The following is a 23889-nucleotide window of genomic DNA, read 5'->3' on the forward strand; positions in this document are numbered from 1 at the left end:
AAAATTATGCAGTATATCGATAAATCAAAAGAAGAATTTTTATCCGAAATTTACAGAATAGTTGAAAAAATAAGATTAAAAATTGGCCTCAATAAGTCAGAAATTACAATTTCGGATTTTGAATTTAAAATTGATGCCGAAAATAAAGATAATCTAATTTTAATGTTTTATACGCCTACAAGAACTGACAAATCGCTATTAATCGGGCCTGGTGGATGGGTAATCGGAAAATTAAGAGAAAAATTAAATGATAATTTCAAAGAAAATTTGATTATTCGCGTAGAAAGTTATATCGATAGAAAAAAGGAACTTGAAACCATTGAAAATTCAGTTTTCCAGTTGAAAAAGAATGGATTAGACATATCTTCTAAAAAAGATGCTTTAGTAGTTATACAGTGTGAAAACGATCTTTCATCAATTGATTTTATAAAAAAATATTTTAACCCGTTTTGCATAACGTTCGACCTTGGAACTGCGATGCTACCCCATAAAAACAGGAACAGGATTGAACAAGTTTTGAACGACAAAAATATAAATTACGAAATTTTAAGTCCCTATTTATTAAATAATAAGCAGATTATTGACGCCATATCAAAAAACCCCTGTGAAATCGTTTGTAATACATTAATTTCTGAAATGATAACTTATGCAGAAGATAAAAACTTTGAAATAATAATTTTCAACCATTTTAACAAAGATTATGAATTAATAAATGGAATTCACATAATAAATTTCTTAAAAATGTTTCCAGTTAAGTTGAACTCATTGATACATAAGGGCAGAAGTTTAGATTGCCCACTGTTCATACAATCCTGCAAAAGAAACAAAATAACGAAAACATTCAAAGTGAAACAGATCGTTTCAGAAGTCTACAGCGGTCTCGTAGAACCTACTGAAGGTGCAGAAGAAATTATGAAATATTTAAAATAAATTTTAAAGAGTGAAAACTTGAATGGCAAAAAAATATTTCTTTTTGAATTTACGGTTGGGACAGGACTCGTTCCCGATGAACTCCTTGCTGAAGGAAAATTAATGTTTGATATATTGCTAAATCAATTTTTAGATGAAAATTATACTGTTAAAACCGTAATTTGTGAAAAAATAGTTAAAAAATATCCAGAATATGCCAAAATAGAAAATTTAGAGGTAACAGTATCTGATAATTACATAAATTCAGTTAAAGGGTGTTTAAAGGATTCAAATTTTGCACTTGTAATTGCTCCTGAAGAAGATATGATATTATACGACTTAACCGAACTTATCGAAGAAAGCGGCTGTTTAAATTTAGGCTGTGAAAAATTGGGCGTAAAAATTGCAGGAGATAAATTTTTAACATATGAGGCGATTAAAAATGTCGTAAATACTCCAAAAACGTTTCCCCTAAAGAGATACGTTGTAAAAAACAGGCTCGGCTGTGACAGCACTCACGATATGTTTGATGAAAACTACATTGTTCAGGAGTTTATTGAAGGAGAACCTTATTCCATTATTTTTATTGCGAAAAATAAAAAATTCTATCCGCTCTGCATGAACAAACAGTATATTGAAGAAAGATACTGCGGTGGGGAAATAAATATTGACCATCCGTTAAAAGAAAAGGCAATTTTAGAATGTAAAAAAACTCTTGAACAAATCGATGGAATTAACGGTTACGTTGGAGTAGATTTCATGATTGATAGGGAAGAAATATCGATTTTAGAGGTAAATCCGAGAATTACAACTTCTATTTGTGGAATTAAATCAAAACCATCCGTTGGAAAGCTTTTGATCGATAATGTACTCAAAAAAGAGATAAATTTTGAAGTTGAACCTGGTTTAAAATTTAAAAGAAATGAGTCAGGATTTGAATTTTTATAAGATTTATTTTAAATTCTAAAAATTTAACTATTTTAAAATACAGATATTGCTACGAGGGATAAACCATGGACTTCGTAAAATCTGGAAAATGTCTTTCATTTTTTGTTGAAGAATTTAAATCCGAAGTTGAATCTAAAAACGCTAAAAAAGTAGTTTATATCGGTTCAAAAGGGGTTTGCTTTTCAATGGCCCAGCTTTTTGGATATTCGATTAGAAATACTGTTGAAAATCAATATTTCGTTCCTGATGGAGAAATTGAAAATTCTGTAGAATATGAACTTACCGATATTGGATACCGTTTTTTTGGACTTGAAAATAAAAAAAATCTGATAAATCCTGATATTTTAGTTATTATGGGTGGAATTGCAACGAAACATTCAAAAGCTACGCCTGATGAAATAAATAATGTAATAAAACGTTTGAATCCTAAAAAAATTATTGGAATAAGCATTTGTGATGTGATTAAAGAAGCCGGATGGTTAAGAAAAATTGATTTTGATCTAATAATTGATGGAACATTGGATCCCGTAAATTTATGGAAAAAATAGATTTAAAATATTTATCGCCGATATAACCTTTTTTAGTAAATTGCCCCAACAAAACTGTTCTTTTTTTAAATATTCCCGCAATGTGTATATATTATTGAAAAAAGATAATTATACGTTGAAATTAAAATTATATTTTGGGGTAATTATGGGGGCACTTACAGAATATTTAGAATTAAAAGATGAAGCATACCAGATAAAAGAAGAAGTTTCAAGGATAATGATCGATAGAAATAGAACCACATCTGAAAGACGGGAAATTGTAGAAAGCTTGCAAAAGAAATTGAGATCAAAAAATCAAAAAATTAGAATATTACATGACAAAATAATAACATACTACCTCTTTCCAGGAATGCTCATTATCGTAGCGGCTTTAGCATTTCAATATTCGGAATCTTTTAAGGAAATGATGATTGAAATGGTGATGAAGTTTATTTAAATGCTCTTTTTTGTTTTTAAATTATTTTCGATTCCTATTTAACGGAAAAATACATTATACAATTTTATTAGTTTTTAAAAGATTACGGTGTAACTATGGATGAAAACGAATCATTTTCTGATGAAAAATTATCTGAATTAATGGAAATTGTTAAAAAAAGATATGGGAAAATCCCATACATTATTGAAAAAATGAAAAACAATCTAAAGCTTTTGGAATCAAAAATCAACTACGATGAAGCTGTTGTTGATGATTACAAACATATTGACCCAAAAACTGCTGAATTAATTTCTATTGCAGTTGTTTCTGCTCTAGGGTGTGACCACTGCATCGAATTTCATATCGAAGCTGCGAAAAAAATGGGAATTACTGAAGAACAAATCATGACTGCTGTTTTGATTGCAGGATCGCTCTCAAATGCAGCAGTTCTTTCAAAGTCAACCCGTGCAATCCAAAAAGTAAACAATACGCTAAAATACAATGAAAACAGCATCAGCTGTCCAGAATGCAATATTTCTGGAATAAAATAAGTTTTTACTTTTTTAAATTTTTGAAAATTTTGCATCAACTACGATATGCCAAACTCCGGGAGAATACTTCTTTATTTTATTAATTTTATATTCATCCATTTTATAGCCGTTTTTCTCTGCATGATATTTTAAACGCTCAATCGGGCGAGCGTCCAGTATATTTTCATGAACTGTTTCGTGGTAGTGGATTATCCCACCATCTTCATGAAGTATTTCAAAAGCTTTATCCAAAAATTTGTGGGTTTTTAAAACATAGCCCATCGAAATCCTGTTTGCAATGTTTTTTAGTGGAAAGTCCCTATTGTCGCCCCAAATTGGAGTTACATTTTCGAGTTTATTTAATTTTATATTTTCAGAAAGGTAATAATAGGAATCAGGGTTTAATTCAAGAGCATAAATCATTTTAGGATTTGAATATTTTGCGATAGGAATTGTAAAGTACCCAATTCCTGCAAACATGTCAACAACAGTTTCATTGCTGTTTGAAAGAATACTTATTCGTTTTCGCTCTTCTAAATTTCCCATGCTCCACATTACTTTTGATACATCGATTTTAAAAAAACATCCGTGTTCTTTGTGTATCGTTTCTGTTTCATTTCCGTAGATCAATTTTATTTTTGGAGTTCTCAAGTCTCCCGTGATATAAGTATTGTATTTTACAATAGTTTTACATTTTGTCTTATTTACCAAGTAATCGATTTCAATATCGTTTAAATTCTTTTTAACGATTAAAATGTCGCCTATTTTTTGATATTTTGGTGTTTTAAATTCCATACTATTCACGTAAATTTTAATTAAGATTAATCTCGATTTATAAAATTTAAAAAAAAGAAATTCTTATTTTCCAAGCGCTTCTGCAATTTTTAATCCAAATTCTTTTGCAGCATCGGGGTTTCTTCCAGTAATTACTTTTCCATCGACAATTACAGCTTCATCAAGGTAAATCGCCCCATTCTGTTGCAGAACTGAAATAGATTCGTCATCAGGATATACTGTTGCTTTTTTACCAGTTAAAAGTCCTGCTTGTGCAAGAACTGCTGGTGAAATACATATTGCAGCAGTAATCTTCCCTTGTTTGTTAAATTCTTTTAAAAGTTCAAGTAATTTTTCGTTATTCCATAGAAAATCTCTTGAACCTCCTCCTCCAACAATAACTATCGCATCGAAATCATTTGGATTTATTTCTTCAATTGTTTTTGTTGTGGTCATTACTTTGCCCATAACTCCCTTGTGCTGTCCAATTTTAGTTGAAACTACCTGTGTAGCGATATTTTTACTCTGAAATACCTGTAAAGGTTCAAAAAGCTCTTCATCCCTAAATTTTTCTGGTGCAATTACCATTACTATAGCCACGAAAATCCCTCCTTCTTCGCTTTCGATATTTAAACATATATATCTTAATTTATAAAAACGTAAATAATGTAAATACAATTTAACTATTAAAAAGTACAATATTTGAACCATTCGTGAAAAAATGAACATTAATTCGATAAAACCCGATTTCAAAAAATTAATAATTTCTATTGCCCTAGATATCGTTGGTATGACCACATATTTAATTCCAGGACTTGGAGAATCTGGAGATTTAGTATGGGCGCCAGTATACGCATTAATTATTAGAAATTTATACCATTCCTCACTTTTAGGAATTTTTGGTGGAGTTGAAGAAATTTTAATTGGAACAGATGCAATTCCTTCAGCAACAATATTTTGGATACTTGAAACGCTTGGAATTATCAAAAATAAAGAATTTCAGGAACTTTACAAATAAAGGGATAATTAATGGATACAATTTGTAAATATATCGATGAAAATTATAGCGATATTAAAAATAAAGAGTTAAAAATCGCAGAACTTGGAATTGGCTTTTATTTCGATAACGCTAAAAAGTTAAAAGATTCCGGCTTTGATGTGATTGTTATTGATATAAACAAAAATGCAGTTTTAGATGCAGAAAAAAACGGCCTAAATGCATTTTATGATGATTTATTTAACCCAAATTTTGAAATTTATAAAAATGTTGGACTAATTTACTCGTTTAGGCCCCCAAGGGACCTCCAACCATTTATTTTAGAAATTGCAAAAAAAATAAACTGTGATTTGATTGTAAAAGCACTCAGTGGCGAAGAGCCTATTGAAAAATTAAAACTCGTAAATTACAATGGAAAACCAATTTACGTGTGGAAAAGGGATTAAAATGGATATTTTAAAAGAACTTCCAATAACCGACAATCACATCCATATCGACCCAGTAAATGGACTCGGTCCTGAAAAAGTTACAAAGACTTTTAAAAATGCAGGCGGAAAGGTGATGATTATACCAAATAAACCTGCATTTAGCACCAATTTGACTAAACCAATGGATGAAATGGTTTCAATAATCGAAAAAGTAAGGGAAAATGGAGTAATCGCATTTGGAATTTTAGGAGTTCACCCTGCAGAATTAACGGTAATGATTAAAAATGGAATCGAACTTGAAACTGCAAAAAATTACATGACAAACGCACTTGATTACGCGAAAAATTTGGTTTTAGAAAATGACAATTTAATCGGAATTGGCGAAGTTGGAAGGCCACATTATGAAGTTGAAGAAAAAATATGGGATGTTTCAAATGAAATTCTGACTTATTCAATGGAAATTGCAAAAGATATTGATTGTGCAGTGCAGATACATGCGGAAAGTTGCTCAAGAGAACAGTTTAAGGAATTTTCAGAAATGACAAAATCTGTGAAACTTTCTCCAGAAAAAGTTATAAAACATCACTCATCAGACATGGTTTTAGAAGGTGAAGAATTTGGAATTTTTCCGTCAATCGTTGCTTCAAAACCGGTTGATACTGCAATTGAAAAATCTACCCGTTTTTTGATGGAAACTGACTATATCGATGACTTAAAAAGACCTGGAGTTGTTCTTGGAATAAAAACGGTTCCAAGAAAAACCAGACAGTTGCTTGAAAATGAAATAATTGATGAAGAAAAGTGCTTTAAAATTCATAAAGAAAACGTAGAAAAAGTGTATGGAATTGAAATCGAATTTTAGAATGGAATTATAAGATCGAGTATTCTGTCCCCGATTATTGGAGTTACTAAATATGAAAGCGTTATTGGAATTATAAGCGGAATCTGTGGAGTAACCCATAATTCTTCTTCATCGACATATTTTGAAAAATCTTCGTCATCTGATGCTGGGAAAAAATTTATCTTGTTGTTTTGACCCATTATCAGTCTTTTTTGCTCTTTTGCAACATTTACTTTCATTTTTTCTCCAAAAAACATTAAAATAAATTCTTTACCAGTTTTTGGTTTTATGCCGTTTAAAATATTTCTAAATAATATAACAAACGGCAAAAATACCATGAAAAATATTCCATTTATAAAAACCATTATCGGAAAAGTGGGCATGTAATTTAAGTTTAAAAGTGTTCCAAGGGACGTGTAAATTGGCATCTGGAATTTTGGAACTAATGCACCAAGTCCGATTAGCATTTTTCCATCTCCGCCACCAATTCCTGATAAAAACATCATATATCCCAAAATAAAGCAGATTACAAACCCCGAAATTGAATTTATCAAAATTGAATAATCTGAAAAAGTAATTGATGCATAAATCGCAAATAAAACCCCAAATACTGCTAAAAAAATCCAAATGTAGTCTTCAATTTCTCGACTTCTGAAATCCATAACTGATGCCATAATTAATCCCAGTGCTCCGATAACGTATTCTATCAAACTATCGCCCCTTAATTTAATAAATATAAATTATGTTAAAACTATTCTTTATCTGTTTTTAATGATTTTAAAACCCTGTATCCGCCAGATATTGTGACTGTTTCAACATTTCCATAAATTTCTTCCATAAATTTGGTAAGTGATTTTGCACCATGCTTTGTTTGGATAACTACCCAGATCGATCCGTTTTCATTTAAAAGATCGTGTCCTTCAGAAATAATTTTGTGAATTAACTCTTTTCCTGCTTTTATCGGTGGATTTGAAATAATTAAACTGTATTTTTTATTTTTTACTTTTTCATACAAGTCCCCTTGGAAAACTTCGATGTTTTTCTCGGATTTTCCATTTAATTTTACATTTTTTCTTGTGAGGCTAACAGAACGGTTGTTTACATCAGTCATTGTAACTGAATTAACTTCGTCGACAATTGAAATTCCAATAACTCCGTATCCGCATCCAACATCTAAAACATCGTCTGATTTTGAAAGTTCCAATTCCTCGACAAGTATTATGGTTCCCTTATCGATTTTTTTTGGAGAGAAAACTCCTCTGTCTGTATTAAATGAAAATTTTTTTCCACGAAGTATACCTGAAACTGTGGATTCGTCATGTTTTGAATCCGGATTTTCTGAAAAGTAGTGCATGACATTTCAACTCTTGATTGTACGTACCTAATATTTAGGAATATTTTAAATATAAGATGTATATTAAATTTTATCTTCAATTGTATTTTTGATTGTTTTAATGTTTTTAGTGGTGGTACTATGGATTTATTAACACTTTGGAATTTAGAGCGAGAAGAAGTTTTAAAAATTATTGAAAACGCCGAATACTTTAAGAAAAATAGATACGGTCATGATATCTTGAAAAACAAGAGTATTGCCTTGATTTTTGAGAGCCCGTCTACAAGAACCAGAATGAGTTTTGACCTTGCAGTACATGAACTTGGAGGGCACTCCTTGATGATGAATGAAGGAGAAATCCACCTTGGAAAAAAAGAAAGCATTGCTGATACCGCAAGAGTTATGAGCAGATTTGTTGATGCAATCGTTGCTAGAGTCAAAAGCCACAAAACACTTGAAGATCTTGCAGAGTACGGCAGTGTTCCAGTAATCAATGCACTTTGCGATCTTGCACACCCTTGCCAGATTTTAGCAGACTTACTTACGATGAAAGAAAACGGAAAAAACTTCAAAGGACTTAAATTAGCTTACTTTGGAGATGGAAACAACGTGTCAAACTCATTAATGATTGCGGGTGCAATTTTAGGAATGGATGTTGTTATTGCAACCCCTAGAAGCTATGAACCAAGCGGACTTTTCGTTAAAAAAGCCCTCGAAATAATTGCAAAGTACGGGGAAGGAAGTTTAACTTTAACTGACGATCCAGAAATCGCTGCAAAAGATGCAGATGTACTTTATACGGACGTATGGATCAGTATGAGTGACAAAAATAAAAATTTGGATGAAATCTTAAAAATATTCCCTAAATTCCAGATAAATGCTGAACTTTTATCAAAAGCAAAAGAAGATGCAATAGTACTCCACTGCCTTCCTGCAAATAGAGGATTGGAAATTACTGATGAAGTAATTGATGGAAAACAGTCCAAAGTGTTCGATCAAGCTGAAAACAGATTACATGCTCAAAAAGCAGTTTTAAAATACATTTTTGAACACTAAATCATTTTCTTTTATTTTTTAATTTTCAATAGATTTAGGAAATTTACTTTTTTCGACTGTAACGATTATTACAGACATTAGAATTAAAATACTCCCAAACCCAATTTTAACGCTCATTAATTCATTTAATAAAATTATACCAAGTATTATACTTACAATTGGTTCTAATGTGCTCAATATTGCCGTATTTGATGGGCCTATCAATTTTATTCCTTCTAAAAATGCAATTAATGCTAAAACTGTGCAAAATATAGAAATAATCCCTATTGATGCATAGCTTGAAAATGCCATATTTAATGTTAAAGTGTTCGTAAATATGCCATAAATGAAAAGTAAAACTGATGAAAGAATTGATAAGTAAAATATGGTCACATACGAATCTATTTTCGAATATTTACATTTTCCAGCAGAAACGATGTATCCTGCATAAACCAAGCCGGATCCTGCTGCAAGCAATACCCCATAAATATCAAAACCTGCACAGTTTCCACCAACTAAACAGTACATTCCTAAAAATGAAAAAATAAGTGCAAATGCCTTGTTTATTCCCATTTTTTCTTTAAAAATGCTTATCATTAATAATGTAACGGTTACGGGATAGATAAAGTGTAATGTTGTTGCAACTCCTGTAGGTATAGAATTATACGCTTCGTAAAGGAATACTGTGTTTAAAGCGTACAAAAATGCACCGTAAAATAAAATTTCTACAAAATTATGTTTTGAAATTTTTAAGCTTATTTTTTTAAATTTTAAAAATACATATAAAATTAATCCTGCAATCAAAAAACGAAGCATTAATGTGGTAACTGCATTTGCCCCACCATCATATGCATATTTAGTTAAAAAAGGCATTATACCAAATGCAACGGATGAATACATTGTATATGCAGTTCCTTTTACTTTGTTCATTGTATAACTCGCGAATATCATTTGAAACTAGTGATAAATCGCTTTAGGTATATAAATATTGCTAAGTTACATAAATTATCGTTCAAATGCGCCATTTAACTTTTTTTCAATTTTCCACGAGATTATCGAGATTATTGACACCAATACCAAATATATGAGCCCGATTGTTAAATATATTTCAAAAGGTCTCGATGTTTTTGTGTAGATGAGCTGTCCTATCCTCGTAAGTTCAGTAATCGCAAGAACCGATATCAACGAACTTTCTTTTAGAATTGCTGAAAATGAATTTACGAGTGGGGGAATAGTTATTCTAAAAGCTTGTGGAAGTACAATATATATCATACTTTCAATTTTACTCATTCCAAGTGATTCTGCAGCCTCAAACTGCCCTACTGGAACGGATTGTATCGCAGCTCGTATTATTTCTGAAATATATGCCCCGCCATTTAGTGAAAGTCCAAGAACTGCTGCAAACGTACTTGACATTACAATTCCAATTGATGGCAGACCATAATATATGAAAAAAAGCTGAATTAAAAGAGGAGTTCCCCTAAAAACTTCAATGTATGCCATTAAAATCAGATTTAAAGTTTTTGAAAAATTCATTGCACGTATAGAACCAACTAAAACCGCGATAACAACGGCCAATAAAAACGACATTATTGTTATTTTAAGAGTAACAAAAACAGCATCGATAATGAAAGGAATATTGTTATAAACAATGTAAAATTTCATAAAAACACCAAAATTAGTTTAAAAGTTTAGAAAATTATTCTAAACTTAACCATTTGTCTTGGATTTCATCGTACTTTCCATTTTCTTTTATGTTTGAAAGTGCTTCGTTTAATTTAGCAGTCAGTTCTTCAGCACCTTCTTTTTGAACCATTACAATTTCTGCAGAAGCTACTGGGGTATCGAGAACTTTTAAATCAGGATATTTTGAAATTTCAGATAATGCGTATGTGTATCCCACAACAACTGCGTCAGACCTATTATTTTGAAGATCAATCATTGCTTCAGGATTGTAATTATATCTTTTTATTTCTTGTATTCCTGAAAGTGCATCAACTGCCTGTTCACTACCTGAACCAAGCTGTACACCAACTATTTTTCCAGATAAATCTGAAACACTGTTAATTTCATTGTTATCATTTCTTACAACAATTACATCGTTTAATTCGTAGTAAACGTCACTCATTTCTACATTTTCGACAGATGCTTCTTTTTTGGACATACAAGTGATTAACGTATCGTAATCTCCTTTTGAAAGCCCGCCTAAAAGTGCTTGCCATTCAGCATCGATAATTTCAACTTCAACACCCAATTCTTCACCGAGTGCTTTTGCGAGATCTACATCAAAACCTTCGATTTCACCAGTTGTTTCATTTCTTGATTCGAATGGCGGCCAAGCAGCACAAAGACCTACTTTTAATACGCCATTTTCTTCAACATTTTTCCATGAAATGTCATCTGTAGTTTGAGCTTCAGAACTGGAAATACAGCCTGAAGACATTAAAACTGTTCCAATAATTCCGATAATAAGGATTAAAAGTTTGTTATTCATGTAATCCACTCCAAATATTCAGTTTAGAAATATTCACTTTAATATAGATATTAAAATATATATTAGTTGTTGAAAGATTATCTAATAGTTAAAGTATATTATAAATTTATTAATAACAAATAAAATAAAAAAATACGGATTGATAAAATTTAAAAAAGTAAAAATAAGATTAAATAAATTTTTTTAAGTGTTTAAGAGAATCTTCAATATTTTCTTCATCTATTGCAGTACAGTTAATTACTATTTCATTTTCTTTGAGGATTTTTAGGATTTCATCCATAAATATTCCTTTTTCGGGAACCATTTCTAATTTTTCAAGTTTTTCGGCCATGTTTCCATTGCTAGAATATCCGCCCCATTCTTTTGAAGAACATGTTTCGTTTATTCCACAACTGGGGCTTTTGTCAATCCCCACCAAAAGAGATACTTCGTATCCGTTTTTTACATAATCAAGAACCTGTTCTAAAATCGGTTGAACTAGTTTTCTAGTTACATTTCTAAAATGAGGGGTATCAAACTGCTCTTTAACATGTCCCCATCTTTTTATACCGTAAATTGCCATTTCAGGACAGGGTAACTGGATAATTCCAAAACCTTCGTCCATCAGGTAACATATAACTTCCCTTAAGGCACCGCCATACTCAGAAAGACCTTCAACTTTTGAATTGCAGTTTAAAATACAGTGTGCAACAAGTGCTATTTTCTTGTTCCTATCCATTATATCAACTTAAATTACGCCTTTTGTACTAACAATTCCTTTTCTTTCGTCTATCTGTGTTGCCATGTCCATTGCAACCCCGAATGCTTTAAAGAGAGCTTCGACTTTGTGGTGTTCGTTTTCACCAGTAACTTCAAAGTGTAAGTTTATTTTTGCATTGTTTGAGAACGATTCAAAGAAGTGTACTACATTTTCAGTTGAAAAATTACCTATTTTTTCAGTGCTTGGAGTGTAATCCCCAACAACATAAGGTCTTCCACCAATATCAACGGATACTGATGCTTTTGCTTCGTCCATTGGAATTATTGCCCAACCAAATCTTTTGATGTTCTTTTTTTCCATGTTTTCAAAAGCTTTTCCAAGAACAATTCCAACATCTTCTACGGTGTGGTGATCATCAATTTCCAAATCTCCTAAAACATCCAATTTTAAATCGAATGCTCCGTGTTTTGCAAATGAAGATAAAACATGGTCAAAAAAGGCAATCCCTGTCGTTATTGCATATTTTCCGGTTCCGTCAATATTGAGTTCAAGGTGTATTTTCGTTTCGTTTGTATCCCTTGTTACTTTGAAGGCTCTCATAATATCCCCTGATTTTTTGGCTAATAATATATTACGTCGCGTTATTTATATTTTAATCATTATTCTTACTTTTAAATGTTGCAGATTTTTTCTAAATTATTAAATATTTTAAGTAAATTTACCGTTTTAACTGTTTACCGACAATTTCATCAACTTTTTCCAAAAATTCATTTAAATAATTTTTCTGTATCGCTGCACCTGATGCAATGTTGTGTCCGCCACCATCTCCACCAAATTCTCTTGAAATTGCCATTGCTTCTGAAAGAGTTAGTCCGCACTCGACAAGTTCCTTGCTCCCTCTTGAAGAAACCTTATAAATTTCGCCCTGTTCATTAAATCCAAGCACGGGCTTATCTTTTACCATTAATGCTGCAATTATTCCAGTTTTTCCCTTTTCCCCGATAAAGTATTCAATATTATCCATTGAATTTAATTTTACGTTTTTTAACTCTTCAATTAGTTCTTCTTTGTATTCAACGTACAGTTTTTCACCATGTTTGATGCATTCGTCATCTCCAAGCAAAATTCCAATTCCAACTGCAGTCATCTCTTTTCTGCCGCAAGCATTCAAAACTTCTGAGAGGTAAAATGCATCATTTATCTTATTATTTATTTCGTACCTATCAACCATTAATTCGTCATTTTTGTTAAATTTTTCAAAACATTTGAGCAAATTTTCTGCTTCATTTACACTCATTCCTTTTTTTTCAGGATTTAATTCTAATCCCTCAAGAATCTCTTTTATTTTATCAATACTGCTTAATTCTCGAATATATGGTTGAGTTGAATAGTATATGGACCTTGAAATTGGTAAATTATAGCAATTGTAAACGATATCTTTTATAACGCTTAAATAACGGTATTTTCTTGCTTCATTTAGTATATACTTATTCAATCCTATAAACGGCAAGTGCTGCATGTCTCCAATTGCTCCAACAATTGCAATAGGCGCTAAATCATAATATTCAAACAATCTTGCAATTAAATAACATACTCCGCTTGCAGAAATCTCTTTTGCACCATTTGCTCCAAAAATGTGTGGATTTAACTGTAAAATATTTCCAATTTCAGTTTCTGCAATTTCTGGAGGATGGTGGTCAAGAATTACGGCGTTAAATCCAAGTTTATCCATCAAATCAATCTGGCCACTCCCCATATCACAAAATATAAACATTTTATCGTTTTCTTTTGCAAGCTCTTCGATAGATTCTTTTGATAAATGCTCCAAGATAGTCATGTGTGCATTTTTATTTAACCTAATAAGTGTTTTTAGCACAATTGCACCAGATGTAAGCCCGTCTGGATCGTGATGGGTGACAACTCTTATCAGTCCATCACAATTTTCAATTTTTTCTTTTATTTTTCCAGTAATCTGATTAAATTTAGAAATATCTTCAATAGGCAGTATATCCATGAAAATCACATTAAAACAGTTTTACATTTAATATATTTTCCAAAATTAAAAAAGTATGGGTTAACATCCGGTATATGTTGATTTTTCAACAACTGGACCACCAGGTATAAGCTCTTCGAACACTTGTGCCTGAAAAGACTTTATTTTAACGTCGTAATCAATCCATGCCGTTACAGGAAGTCCTGCTTTTAAACAGAGGTTCGATAAAAACTGTTTTGTATCCCAGTTATATTCTGTAGCCACCTGCGGAAGTAGTAGCCCCCGGTAAGGTCCAAATTCAATAATAAGCCCATCTCTTCCAACCTTTAGTTTTTCCAAATATTCCATTGGATCTTGAACTTCAACGTCTTCAGGAGTCGTTAAAACGCTAACTTCAATTATCGTGTTTTTAAGTTCTGCATGCTTCAAAGGTTGAAATCTTGGGTCATGGACTGCAGCACTTATCGATGTTTCCTTTATTGCATCTATAAGTGACATTATAGGCTCAGGAATTCCAATGCATCCCCTTAAATCATGTTCTGGATGCGTATGTAGTGATACAAAAATTCCTAAAACATTGTTAAATTTATCGGGATACTTTTGAATATCCGGCTCTTCACCTTTTAAATATTGTTCGAGCATATTTCGAGCATATTTAATTATTAAAGTCCCCTCTTCAAGATTTAATTTCAATTTAGACCCCTCCAAATAATAATCCCAAAAATGATAAATTCCATTAATTAATTTATTTAATTGATAATTTTTAAATATATCTAAAATCTTAAAAAAATAAAAATTAGCATTCGTAAATGATTTTTCCAGTATCTTTTGACTTTTTAAACGGAAGTTCTTCTTTTTTGAGTGTTTCTATGAATTTAATTATATCTTCGTCGTATAATTTTTCTTTAGGAATTAAAAGGTCGTAATTTTCATCCGCAATTGGGAGAAATTCTAAACCATAATGGTCAGAAATCGTACTTATTCCAAGGCCGATCTGGGCCTTACCCATTGAAACTGCTGCGCCAACTGCGGAATGAGTTTTTGCTTCGATATCGTACCCATTTAATGAATTTTTATCGATATTATTTTCTTTTAAAAATTTATCAAAGAGTATTCTTGTTCCAGAACCTTTATTTCGATTAATTATTTTATAATCCCGAATTTTTTCGATCAAATCTTCCATTGAGTTTATTCCAAGCTCCTTTTTAAACATGAAACCCTGTTCACGAACATAACCTCTGACTAAAACAGCATCAGTTACATTGTATTTTTTTAGATATGAAATATTATATTCTCCAGTATTGTCTAACAGGTGAATTCCGGCAAGATCTGCTTCTTTTCTTTTTACTGCCATTATTCCACCAAGAGATCCAGTATTTACAGTTCTTGCAAGAATTTGACCTTTTCGTAAAATCCTATCGATTCCAACACAGTGGCTTCCAATAATATTAAGTCCAATTCGAATATCACCAAACATATGAACATCAAATATCTCATCTTCAACAATTTCCCTGTTTTCTGGAATTATAATATATCCATCAGCATATGCAAGTGATGTTATTGCCTCACTTCCTTTTAAAACAGGATATGCGCCGTAACCATCTTTTCCCCGAATTATCGAAACTGGAAGGTATTCTTCCCTTCCTTTAGCAGACATATATCTATTATAAACTTGTGCCCGCATTGTTTTTCCTTTTTCATTGAATAATACATCAAAAATAGTTAAACATGATGTTGGGTAGCCTGGAAGGCCTACAACCAATTTTTTACCAATTCTTCCGATAATTGTTGGTTTTCCGGGCTTTATTTTTATTCCATGTACCAAAATTTCCCCGCCAAGCTCTTCGATTGCAGTGCTCGTTAAATCACCGACCCCTGCAGAAGTCCCACCACTTAAAAGAATTACATCTTCATTCATTGCTTTCTTTAGTTTTTCCATTAAATCTTCTTTATTATCTCGCACAATTCCATAAAAATTAAAATTCCAGCCTTTTTCTAAAATGGATGATGCTATCGTATAGGTATTCACGTCGTAAATTTTGTATGGTTCTAATTCATCTTCTGGACTTATCAATTCATTTCCAGTTGATAAAAGCCCAATACTTGGATTTTTAAATACTTTCAACTTGTTTTTACCTACTGCGGATATTGCACCGATATCTCTTGGAGAAATAACCGTATTTTTTCTCATTATGAGTTCTCCAACCATTATATCGTTTCCACATGGCTGAATATTTTCATGAGGAGAAACTGCTTTGTAGAGTTTTACAGAATTTTCTTCAATTTCTGCAAATTCAACCATAACTACCGCATCTGCACCTTTCGGAAGAGGGGCTCCTGTCGCAATCTCCATACACTGCCCTGAAACTAATTCTAATTCAGAATTTCCTCCTGCACGTATTTTATCAATTATTTCAAGCGTTACGGGCTTATCTTCTTCTGCCTCATAAGTATCTTTTGCTCTTACCGCATAGCCATCCATCCTTGAACGATCAAATGGAGGAACGTCTACATTTGAAACTATATCTTCTGCAAGTATTCTTCCAGGAAGTTCAAAAAGACTTACTTCTTCCGTGCTTAATTCATCTAAAAGAGTTTTTACAACTTCTTTGGCATGCTCAATTGTGCAAAGTTCTAGGTATCTCAAAATATCACCTAAATAATTAAAAATAATTTAAAGTATTAAATCTAAGTCTCTACCACATTTTGGACATTTTGGTGTTTTTGATGATGTATCAATATGTAATTCTGGTTTTTGATATCCAAAACGGTCTACAACAATAGATTTGCATTCCGGACAGTAAGTGTTGTATCCTGCACCAAATGGAACGTTTCCCGCATAAACATAATGCAATCCTGCATTTAACGCCATGTCTCTTGATTTTTTAATTGTATCCATGCTGGTAGATGGTACAGATGTTAGTTTGTAGTGTGGATAAAATGCAGTAAAATGAAGTGGAGTTTCTACCCCAAGTTCATCTTTTACAAAATTAATTATGAATTCAATATCTTTTGGATTATCATTATATGTTGGAACGATTAAATTTGTAATTTCAACGTGTATTCCGAGTTTTTTTGCTAAAATACACGTTTCAAGAACAGGTTCCAATTCTGCAAGGCATATTTTTTTATAAAACTCACTATTTCCTTTTATATCAATATTCATTGCATCTATTTCAAGTTTTTTCAATGGTTCCTTTTCAATGTACCCGTTCGTGACCATTACATTAAATAAATCGTGTTTCTTTGCCAGTTTTGCTGTTTCTTGCATAAATTCGTAAAATATAGTTGGTTCGGTGTAAGTATATGCAATTCCTTCGCACAGGTAATTTTTAGCAAGTTCAACAACGTCTTCAGGCGTTAATTCACTGAAAGGAACTTCTTCAGGTAAAGACTGACTTATTTCCCAGTTCTGGCAGTGTTTACACTTAAAATTACATCCTGCAGTAGCTATTGAAAAAACGCTTGTACCGGGCCGATAATTAAATAAAGGTTTTTTTTCAATTGGATCAACTGCTGTTGCACATATTTTTCCATAATTTACTGCATAAAGTGAGCAATCAATATTTTCTCGAACACCACATACTCCTCTTTTTCCAGAAGAAATTATACAGTGTCTTGGACATATGTTACATTTTACCTTGCAATTTTCAAGTTTTTCATAAAAAAGCGCTTCTTTTAACATCAAATCACTTCTGATTAAATGTGATCTTCAAGATTAAACATTTCGGTTATCGTCATTATTACCTTGTTTTTATGGATTATGTTATAGGTTCTTTGGGGAATTTTACTTCGTTTTGGATTCAATTTACTTATAACTTCATCTGGAACTTCTTTTACGTCAATTTCGATGATTTCACGCCTTGTTTCTAAATTGTGAATCTTTAAAATTTTTCCAATCGGGATATCTGCTGAAAGAAGGTCGTTTCTTATTTTTTCACGTATATGTATCTCATCTATGCTTTCAAGCGGTGTTTCTGAAGTTGCATAAATTAGGGGAATTCCATTTACCTCGAGCAGTACTGCCCTGTAGTTTACATTGTCGATTATTTTCTGATATAGTGTTTCGACAACAACCTCTTCACCAAAAAGAATTTCCAAAAGGTTTGTAATACTTCCGTCGGTTCCTAAAAGGATTTTTTCTTCGTTTTTTAACCCATGTATTTTTGAAAGGTCCCCTATGACAATATAGGGCTTTAGATAACTATCATTCATAATTTTCACATAATAAGTATCAATAAATTAAAATAAAATTAGAGTTCTTCTTCAACGATTTCTTTTATCTTCATTTCTTTCAATTTGTCGTATAACTCGGTAGCTTTTGCTTTTAAGTCATTTATTTCAGCGTAAGTCTTCAAAAGTTCTTGATGTTTTTCAGCACTTACTCTTGCATTGTTGAGTACTTTTTTATGTTCTTCTGAAGATTGGTTTACAAGTACAGAAATTCCATCAGACATTGTCTTTATAGTTTCGTTTAAATCTTCTAATTCGACTGCTTTGTCGTATAACTTTCTGTGAGATTCAATTTCTCGAACCAGTTCTTTTTCCTGATCCATTGACATTGGTTTTGTCTGAAGAGTGGTTTCCATCTGTTCTATCTTTTGTGCAAGATATGACTTACTTATTTTCATTGACTTAAACTCAGCAAGCATGTCTGCTCTTTTTTGTTTTAAGAGCCTAATTTCTTCGATCTGATCTTTGACATTTATATTGATTTCTTCCCTTAAATCTTTGTATTTTTTGACATCGTCGTTTGCTGTGTCCCTAATTTCTTTTAATTCTTTGGCATTTTCATACAAATCTTTTATCTGTGTATTTATTTCGTCAAGTTTAGTTTTTATTGTAGTGTAATCCATTTTTAACACCGAACCCCCATTTAACATATTATAAATTTTTGTTGTAAGCTATATAAATATTTTTATTTGATACAAAGCAAAAAAGTTCTAAAAAAGCCGTTTTAGGTCAAAAAAAGCGAAAAAAGTTAGTTAAGGTAGTTCAATATTTCTTTTAAGTCCTTTTTATCGATGCATATATCTGCCTTCGATCTCAAAATTTCTTTTGCGCAGAATGCTATTTTGAAGCCTGCTCGCTCAAACATGCTTATGTCGTTTGCCCCATCCCCAACTACAACTGTGTTTTCAAGAGAAATATTTTCATTTGCTGCAATTTCTTCTAAAATATCGCCTTTTGCAGTCTCACTCATTACTGGGCCGACGACTTCACCAGTAAGAATTCCATTTTCAGATAAAAGAGTATTTGAATAAGCGTAATCAAGTTTAAGTACTTTTTTAACATGTTCAGCCCCAAAATCAAATCCGCCACTAACAAGAGCTGTAATATATCCTTGTTTTTTAAGTTCCCCAATTAATTCCGGTGCACCAGTCATTATGGGAATATTTTCTGCAAATTTATAGAGTTTCTCAACAGGAATTCCTTTTAAAAATTTTACCCGTCTTTTTAGCGATTCTTCAAAGTTTATTTTACCTTTCATCGCTTCTTCAGTTATTTTTTTAATTTCTGATTCAACACCTGCAAATTTTGCAATTTCGTCAATTACCTCGCAATCTGCAAGTGTGCTATCTAAATCAAATAAAATAAGTTTTTTTACTGAATTATTTGTCATTATTCCACCAATTTGGTAAAAGAAAAATAAAAATAATTTATTTTAAACATCCGATTCTTTCAGCAACGATTTTGTATTTTTCTAAAACATCGCCTAAGTCTTTTCTAAATACATCCTTGTCAAGAACATCTTTTGTTTCTTTATCCCAAAGTCTCATTGTATCAGGGCTAATTTCGTCAGCAACTACGATTTCGCCGTCTGCAGTTTTTCCAACTTCGATTTTGAAATCAACTAAAATTATTCCTTTTTCGTCGAAGAATGCTTTTAAAACATCGTTTACTTTTAAAGCGAGTTTTTTGATTTCGACTAATTCTTCTTCTGTTGCAAGACCAAGTTCAATTGCAATTTCATTATTTAGCATTGGGTCTCCGTAGTCGTCATTTTTGTAATCGTACTGTGTAACTGCTGTTTTTAATACCTGTCCCTGTTCAAATGGGTATTTTTTGCAGAGACTTCCTGCAGCAATGTTTCTTACAATTACTTCCAGGGGAATTATTTTAACGTTCTTTGCAATCATGTGGTTTGGCTCGATATACTCGATAAGGTGTGTTGGAACGTTATTTTTTTCGAGTACTTTGAAAAGTTCGTTTGAAATTATAGTGTTTAAGTATCCTTTTCCAGATTTTACATCGTGTTTTGCGCCATTTCCAGCAGTTATATCGTCTCTAAATTCTACCAAAACTTCTTTTTCATTTTCTTCAATTTTGTAGATTGATTTTGCTTTTCCAGTATAAATTGGCTCATTTGCAGTTATTTTTGAAATATCATATGACATAATCTCACCAGATGCGAATTATAAAATTTAAGTATAATAAAAAAATAAAATAAGATTTTACCCATTTATATTAATAGTGCAGTTACACCCTTTTTGCAACTTCTTGACCCATCTCACTTGTTGAAAGTGTACCGCCAAGGTCAGGTGTTGTCAATCCAAGGCTTAAAACTTCTTCGAGAGCTTTTTCAACTCTGTCGGCAGCTTCGTTTTCTTTTAAATATCTCAACATCATTACCGCAGTTAAGATTGTTGCAGTTGGGTTTGCGAGTCCTTTTCCAGCGATATCTGGAGCTGAACCGTGAATAGGTTCGAAAAGGCCGTGGTCGTCGCCAACATTTCCTGATGGGGCCATTCCAAGTCCCCCAACCATTCCTACTGCACCATCTGATAAAATGTCACCAAATAAGTTTGAGGTAACTACAATATCGAAGGTTTCAGGTCTTGAAATTATGTACATGTTCATTGCATCGACGTAAAAGTCTTCAGTTTTTATATCTACGTAATCTTTCGAAACTTCGTAAAATGTTTTCTTAAATAATCCATCGGTAATTTTTAAGACATTTGCTTTGTGTGCGCAGGTAACTTTTCCAGCCATTCCCAGTTTTTTCCTATCTTTTGCCATTTCAAATGCATATTTGAATATTCTCTCAGAAGCTTCTTTTGTAATAACTCTTGTTGCTACAGTAACTCCTTCGGTAATTTCAGATTCTATTCCTTTGTAGAGACCTTCTGTGTTTTCTCTTACGATTATGTAATCAATACCTGTTTTAAGGCAGTTTATTCCATTGTATGATTTTACAGGCCTAATATTTGCATAAGTATCCAATATCTTTCTTAATTTTACAATAACATCCGCAGCAGTTTCTCCAGCAGCACCAAATAATACTGCATCAGCAGTTTTTGCAGCGTTGACTGTTTCTTCTGGAAGTGCCACTCCGGTTTTTTCAAATACTTCATCGCCTGCTAAAGCGTAGTTAAATTCAAATTCAACACCAGTAGCTTTTAAAACTTCTACAGCAGCAGGAACCACTTCTTTTCCGATTCCATCGCCTTCGATTACACAGATTTTATGCATTGCAAAATCACCTTTACGGGTTAAACCCTTGTTTCACGTTGACGTTTGGAACTATATTGATTATCGATATATTAAAATCTAACGCCGAATATCAATTTTAAAGTTATAAAAAAGCAGACATTATTCATAATTAAAAATAAAAAATTAAATTTTACAAAAAATAAAGCTTATTTGCGGTTATTTCGTATATAATCTTTTAAATCATCTTTTGTTTTAATTTCTGGAACTTTTTTATGGTAAAAAGTCCTAAATCTATCGATATCATCCATTAAATCTAGATTATATTTAGTTTTAAGAGTATCAAGTACCTTAGTTGTGCATTTTTGATTATTTAACTTGATACTAGCATATACCATACCAATGAGATTTTTAAATTCATCGTCGGAACTATGGCCATTATTTATAATATGCTTGATGTTTTTCTTAATTTTTGAATATTCCTCGTCAGAATACGGCAAAGACATCCCTTTTAAAGCACGTTGTGATCATTAAACGATTTATTATTAACTACCTCTTTTGAATTTCCAAATATATATACTAAATACAAATGAATCTGGCCAAAAAAATATAAATAATCTTAAAATAAAAAATTAAGTCAATTGCATGTTTATATCTGTGAATTAACCATTTAAGGAATTTAATTTATAACCATTACCAAACTAAAAATATTCAAAGAAATGATTAATCTTTTTCACTTACAAAAATTAGCGGAAATACAATGTCGCTTGTACAGCAAGGAATCCATACTGCAATAAATAAAAATAAAAATATTTCAAAATACATCAAAATACTCAATACTGATCCTAAGGCCATTATTATATGAAAAAGTGATGCTGCAGTACTTAAAAATACATGTCCTGAATGTGGTATTTTTGTAAACGGCTTAAAATATGCCAAAACTATTCCAATTACTGCTAACGAGTTTACAAGCCAGAATTCTTCAATAAATCCAATATGTGCTCCACGATTTGGTAAATCTAAAATAATTTCTCCAATATAGGGAATTAACGAATCACTTATAGTTGCAATAATTAAAGATCCAACATAACCTATCAAAAATAGTGCTAAAAAACCTTTTAAACCCCCAAAACTACTTCTTTTATGTAATTTATACATGGAAGTTGTGGTAAATGCACTTAAAAATACATGTATTGGATGGAGCGTATAAAATATTGAATATGATTCACTAAAAGAAAGTCCATTAAAAATAATCAACAAGATTATGCCAAAAACAGCACCTAGTGCAGTAAAGGGCATGTGTTCTCTTAATTCTTTAGTGATTTGGTTAATCATAAAAAACCCCAAAATTGTTAGTAACCCCAATAAATCCATTCTAAATGTTACTATAATAAAAACAATATATAAATTAACCGATGAGATAGTTATGAACAATACTGATATCCCATTTATTAAATTTTTAGACGTCTTGGACGAAAATTTAAAAAAAGATGCCGTAGTTGACAAAATATCTAAAAATTCGAATGAAAATGAACGGGCTTTTAAAATATTAGTTTCTACTGTGATAAGTGCGCGAACTAAAGATGAAACTACTGCAAAAGTATCAAAAGCGCTATTTAAAAAAGTAAAAAGTCCAAAAGACCTTTCTGACATTTCTTTAGAAGAACTTGAAAAATTAGTTCATCCTGCAGGATTTTACAAAACTAAGGCTAAAAATTTAAAAAAATTAGGTAAAATATTACTTGAAGAGTATGATTCAAAAATTCCAAACTCGATTGAAGAACTTGTAACTCTTCCCGGAGTAGGGCGAAAAACTGCAAACTTAGTAATGACCCTTGCATTTGATGATTACGCAATCTGTGTTGATACACACGTTCACAGAATTACAAATCGCTGGAATTATGTTAATACCGAGTTTCCTGAAGACACAGAAATGGAACTTAGAAAAAAACTTCCGAAAAATTACTGGAAAAGAATTAACAATCTGCTTGTTGTATTTGGGCAAGAAATATGCAGCCCGATTCCAAAATGCGATAAGTGTTTTTCCGAAATTCGAGAAATCTGTCCGCACTACAATTCATTAAAAGAACTCGAAAAAATTTATAAAGATTTTAACTTTAAAAAGACTCCAAAAACCAAAATTCCAAAAGATAAAGGTACTTACGTCTTAAGAATAAAAATGAACGCTCCAAGAACCATTCTCGTTGGAAAAAGGGAAATTAAATTTAAAAAAGGAGATTACTTCTACATTGGTTCTGCAATGGGGGACAGCATGAACCTTTACAACAGGATAAACAGACATCTGTCTGAAAATAAGAAAAAAAGATGGCATATTGATTATTTACTTGAATTTTCAAATGTAAAAGAAGTAAACGTAACTCTTGGACGATTCGAATGTGATGTTTCACAAAGATTTAATTTAGTTTTCGATTCAGTAGAATCTTTCGGATGCTCGGACTGCAAGTGTAAAAGTCACTTATATTACATTAAACCCTGAACTAAACGTAAAAATA

30 protein-coding genes are annotated in these 23889 nt (G+C 31.7%); 10 read left to right on the plus strand and 20 right to left on the minus strand.

The features are described 5' to 3' along the window. Positions 1 to 6 precede the first annotated feature (6 nt). The 5 genes from HNP90_RS08475 to HNP90_RS08495 all read left to right on the plus strand — a co-directional run bounded on the left by HNP90_RS08475 (position 7) and on the right by HNP90_RS08495 (position 3371). Positions 7 to 930 carry a hypothetical protein gene (locus HNP90_RS08475; RefSeq protein WP_012068106.1) on the plus strand — a complete coding sequence of 308 codons (924 nt, stop codon included), beginning with the start codon at positions 7 to 9 and terminating at the stop codon, positions 928 to 930. 18 nt (positions 931 to 948) lie between these two features. Next, positions 949 to 1857, plus strand: a complete 909-nt coding sequence (gene mfnD / locus HNP90_RS08480) for a tyramine--L-glutamate ligase (protein ID WP_012068105.1) — start codon at positions 949 to 951, stop codon at positions 1855 to 1857. 65 nt (positions 1858 to 1922) lie between these two features. Then, positions 1923 to 2405, plus strand: coding sequence for a DUF2124 family protein (locus HNP90_RS08485; protein WP_012068104.1), 483 nt, complete (start codon positions 1923 to 1925; stop codon positions 2403 to 2405). 145 nt (positions 2406 to 2550) lie between these two features. Next, positions 2551 to 2841: a hypothetical protein gene (locus HNP90_RS08490; protein ID WP_012068103.1), complete on the plus strand. Its 291-nt coding sequence runs from the start codon at positions 2551 to 2553 to the stop codon at positions 2839 to 2841. A 95-nt stretch (positions 2842 to 2936) separates the two neighbouring features. Next, entirely contained in the window at positions 2937 to 3371 is a 435-nt protein-coding gene (locus tag HNP90_RS08495) for a carboxymuconolactone decarboxylase family protein (RefSeq protein WP_012068102.1), read from the plus strand. A 12-nt stretch (positions 3372 to 3383) separates the two neighbouring features. On the opposite strand, the gene taw2 is transcribed toward HNP90_RS08495, so the two are convergent. After that, positions 3384 to 4145 (minus strand): tRNA(Phe) (4-demethylwyosine(37)-C(7)) aminocarboxypropyltransferase Taw2, encoded by a 762-nt coding sequence (taw2, locus tag HNP90_RS08500; protein WP_012068101.1) that lies wholly within the window; start codon positions 4143 to 4145, stop codon positions 3384 to 3386. Between the two features lie 63 nt (positions 4146 to 4208). Further along, positions 4209 to 4724, minus strand: a complete 516-nt coding sequence (locus HNP90_RS08505) for a DJ-1/PfpI/YhbO family deglycase/protease (RefSeq protein WP_012068100.1) — start codon at positions 4722 to 4724, stop codon at positions 4209 to 4211. A gap of 121 nt (positions 4725 to 4845) precedes the next feature. Here HNP90_RS08505 and HNP90_RS08510 point away from each other — a divergent pair, with 121 nt between their 5' ends. The 3 genes from HNP90_RS08510 to HNP90_RS08520 are packed head-to-tail and all read left to right on the plus strand — an operon-like array spanning position 4846 to position 6411. Next, positions 4846 to 5142 carry a hypothetical protein gene (locus HNP90_RS08510; RefSeq protein WP_012068099.1) on the plus strand — a complete coding sequence of 99 codons (297 nt, stop codon included), beginning with the start codon at positions 4846 to 4848 and terminating at the stop codon, positions 5140 to 5142. Between the two features lie 11 nt (positions 5143 to 5153). Next, complete coding sequence (locus HNP90_RS08515) at positions 5154 to 5567, plus strand: UPF0146 family protein (RefSeq protein WP_012068098.1); 414 nt, start codon at positions 5154 to 5156, stop codon at positions 5565 to 5567. A 1-nt stretch (position 5568) separates the two neighbouring features. Further along, positions 5569 to 6411: a TatD family hydrolase gene (locus tag HNP90_RS08520; protein WP_012068097.1), complete on the plus strand. Its 843-nt coding sequence runs from the start codon at positions 5569 to 5571 to the stop codon at positions 6409 to 6411. On the opposite strand, the gene flaK is transcribed toward HNP90_RS08520, so the two are convergent. Both flaK and HNP90_RS08530 read right to left on the minus strand, forming a co-directional pair. After that, positions 6408 to 7100, minus strand: coding sequence for a preflagellin peptidase FlaK (flaK, locus tag HNP90_RS08525; protein WP_012068096.1), 693 nt, complete (start codon positions 7098 to 7100; stop codon positions 6408 to 6410). The genes HNP90_RS08520 and flaK overlap by 4 nt on opposite strands. 41 nt (positions 7101 to 7141) lie before the next feature. Next, on the minus strand, positions 7142 to 7744 hold the full coding sequence (locus tag HNP90_RS08530; protein ID WP_012068095.1) for a class I SAM-dependent methyltransferase: 603 nt from the start codon (positions 7742 to 7744) through the stop codon (positions 7142 to 7144). A gap of 120 nt (positions 7745 to 7864) precedes the next feature. Here HNP90_RS08530 and argF point away from each other — a divergent pair, with 120 nt between their 5' ends. Next, on the plus strand, positions 7865 to 8779 hold the full coding sequence (gene argF, locus HNP90_RS08535; RefSeq protein ID WP_012068094.1) for an ornithine carbamoyltransferase: 915 nt from the start codon (positions 7865 to 7867) through the stop codon (positions 8777 to 8779). An 18-nt stretch (positions 8780 to 8797) separates the two neighbouring features. On the opposite strand, the gene HNP90_RS08540 is transcribed toward argF, so the two are convergent. The 16 genes from HNP90_RS08540 to HNP90_RS08615 form a co-directional block, all read right to left on the minus strand. Beyond that, complete coding sequence (locus HNP90_RS08540) at positions 8798 to 9688, minus strand: DMT family transporter (RefSeq protein ID WP_048060470.1); 891 nt, start codon at positions 9686 to 9688, stop codon at positions 8798 to 8800. A 75-nt stretch (positions 9689 to 9763) separates the two neighbouring features. Then, positions 9764 to 10423 (minus strand): amino acid ABC transporter permease, encoded by a 660-nt coding sequence (locus tag HNP90_RS08545; protein ID WP_012068092.1) that lies wholly within the window; start codon positions 10421 to 10423, stop codon positions 9764 to 9766. A gap of 34 nt (positions 10424 to 10457) precedes the next feature. Beyond that, positions 10458 to 11252, minus strand: coding sequence for an ABC transporter substrate-binding protein (locus HNP90_RS08550; RefSeq protein WP_012068091.1), 795 nt, complete (start codon positions 11250 to 11252; stop codon positions 10458 to 10460). A gap of 169 nt (positions 11253 to 11421) precedes the next feature. Continuing rightward, positions 11422 to 11970: a CD3072 family TudS-related putative desulfidase gene (locus HNP90_RS08555; protein ID WP_012068090.1), complete on the minus strand. Its 549-nt coding sequence runs from the start codon at positions 11968 to 11970 to the stop codon at positions 11422 to 11424. A gap of 9 nt (positions 11971 to 11979) precedes the next feature. After that, positions 11980 to 12552, minus strand: coding sequence for an imidazoleglycerol-phosphate dehydratase HisB (hisB, locus tag HNP90_RS08560; protein ID WP_012068089.1), 573 nt, complete (start codon positions 12550 to 12552; stop codon positions 11980 to 11982). A gap of 118 nt (positions 12553 to 12670) precedes the next feature. Then, on the minus strand, positions 12671 to 13966 hold the full coding sequence (locus HNP90_RS08565; protein ID WP_012068088.1) for a single-stranded-DNA-specific exonuclease RecJ: 1296 nt from the start codon (positions 13964 to 13966) through the stop codon (positions 12671 to 12673). Positions 13967 to 14026: 60 nt separating this feature from the next. Continuing rightward, a complete protein-coding gene (locus tag HNP90_RS08570) occupies positions 14027 to 14638 on the minus strand; it encodes a TIGR00296 family protein (RefSeq protein WP_081430743.1) in 612 nt (203 codons plus the stop codon). 103 nt (positions 14639 to 14741) lie between these two features. Next, complete coding sequence (locus tag HNP90_RS08575) at positions 14742 to 16592, minus strand: molybdopterin biosynthesis protein (protein ID WP_012068086.1); 1851 nt, start codon at positions 16590 to 16592, stop codon at positions 14742 to 14744. A gap of 27 nt (positions 16593 to 16619) precedes the next feature. Next, positions 16620 to 17630, minus strand: coding sequence for an AmmeMemoRadiSam system radical SAM enzyme (gene amrS / locus HNP90_RS08580; RefSeq protein WP_012068085.1), 1011 nt, complete (start codon positions 17628 to 17630; stop codon positions 16620 to 16622). A gap of 14 nt (positions 17631 to 17644) precedes the next feature. Further along, positions 17645 to 18160: a chorismate--pyruvate lyase family protein gene (locus HNP90_RS08585; protein ID WP_012068084.1), complete on the minus strand. Its 516-nt coding sequence runs from the start codon at positions 18158 to 18160 to the stop codon at positions 17645 to 17647. A gap of 38 nt (positions 18161 to 18198) precedes the next feature. Beyond that, positions 18199 to 18801, minus strand: coding sequence for a DUF7121 family protein (locus tag HNP90_RS08590; protein ID WP_012068083.1), 603 nt, complete (start codon positions 18799 to 18801; stop codon positions 18199 to 18201). 125 nt (positions 18802 to 18926) lie between these two features. Then, entirely contained in the window at positions 18927 to 19568 is a 642-nt protein-coding gene (serB, locus tag HNP90_RS08595) for a phosphoserine phosphatase SerB (protein ID WP_012068082.1), read from the minus strand. Between the two features lie 37 nt (positions 19569 to 19605). Next, positions 19606 to 20343, minus strand: a complete 738-nt coding sequence (gene purC, locus HNP90_RS08600) for a phosphoribosylaminoimidazolesuccinocarboxamide synthase (RefSeq protein WP_012068081.1) — start codon at positions 20341 to 20343, stop codon at positions 19606 to 19608. Positions 20344 to 20425: 82 nt separating this feature from the next. Further along, complete coding sequence (locus HNP90_RS08605; protein WP_012068080.1) at positions 20426 to 21418, minus strand: 3-isopropylmalate dehydrogenase; 993 nt, start codon at positions 21416 to 21418, stop codon at positions 20426 to 20428. A 167-nt stretch (positions 21419 to 21585) separates the two neighbouring features. Continuing rightward, positions 21586 to 21882 carry a hypothetical protein gene (locus HNP90_RS08610; RefSeq protein ID WP_048060469.1) on the minus strand — a complete coding sequence of 99 codons (297 nt, stop codon included), beginning with the start codon at positions 21880 to 21882 and terminating at the stop codon, positions 21586 to 21588. 217 nt (positions 21883 to 22099) lie between these two features. Continuing rightward, on the minus strand, positions 22100 to 22711 hold the full coding sequence (locus HNP90_RS08615; RefSeq protein ID WP_012068078.1) for a hypothetical protein: 612 nt from the start codon (positions 22709 to 22711) through the stop codon (positions 22100 to 22102). A gap of 91 nt (positions 22712 to 22802) precedes the next feature. On the opposite strand from HNP90_RS08615, the gene HNP90_RS08620 reads away from it, so the two are divergent. Beyond that, positions 22803 to 23873 carry a DUF123 domain-containing protein gene (locus tag HNP90_RS08620; RefSeq protein WP_012068077.1) on the plus strand — a complete coding sequence of 357 codons (1071 nt, stop codon included), beginning with the start codon at positions 22803 to 22805 and terminating at the stop codon, positions 23871 to 23873. Positions 23874 to 23889: the final 16 nt, after the last annotated feature.

This window comes from Methanococcus maripaludis, assembly GCF_013760955.1.
Lineage (GTDB): Archaea > AGJL01 > Methanococci > Methanococcales > Methanococcaceae > Methanococcus > Methanococcus maripaludis_A.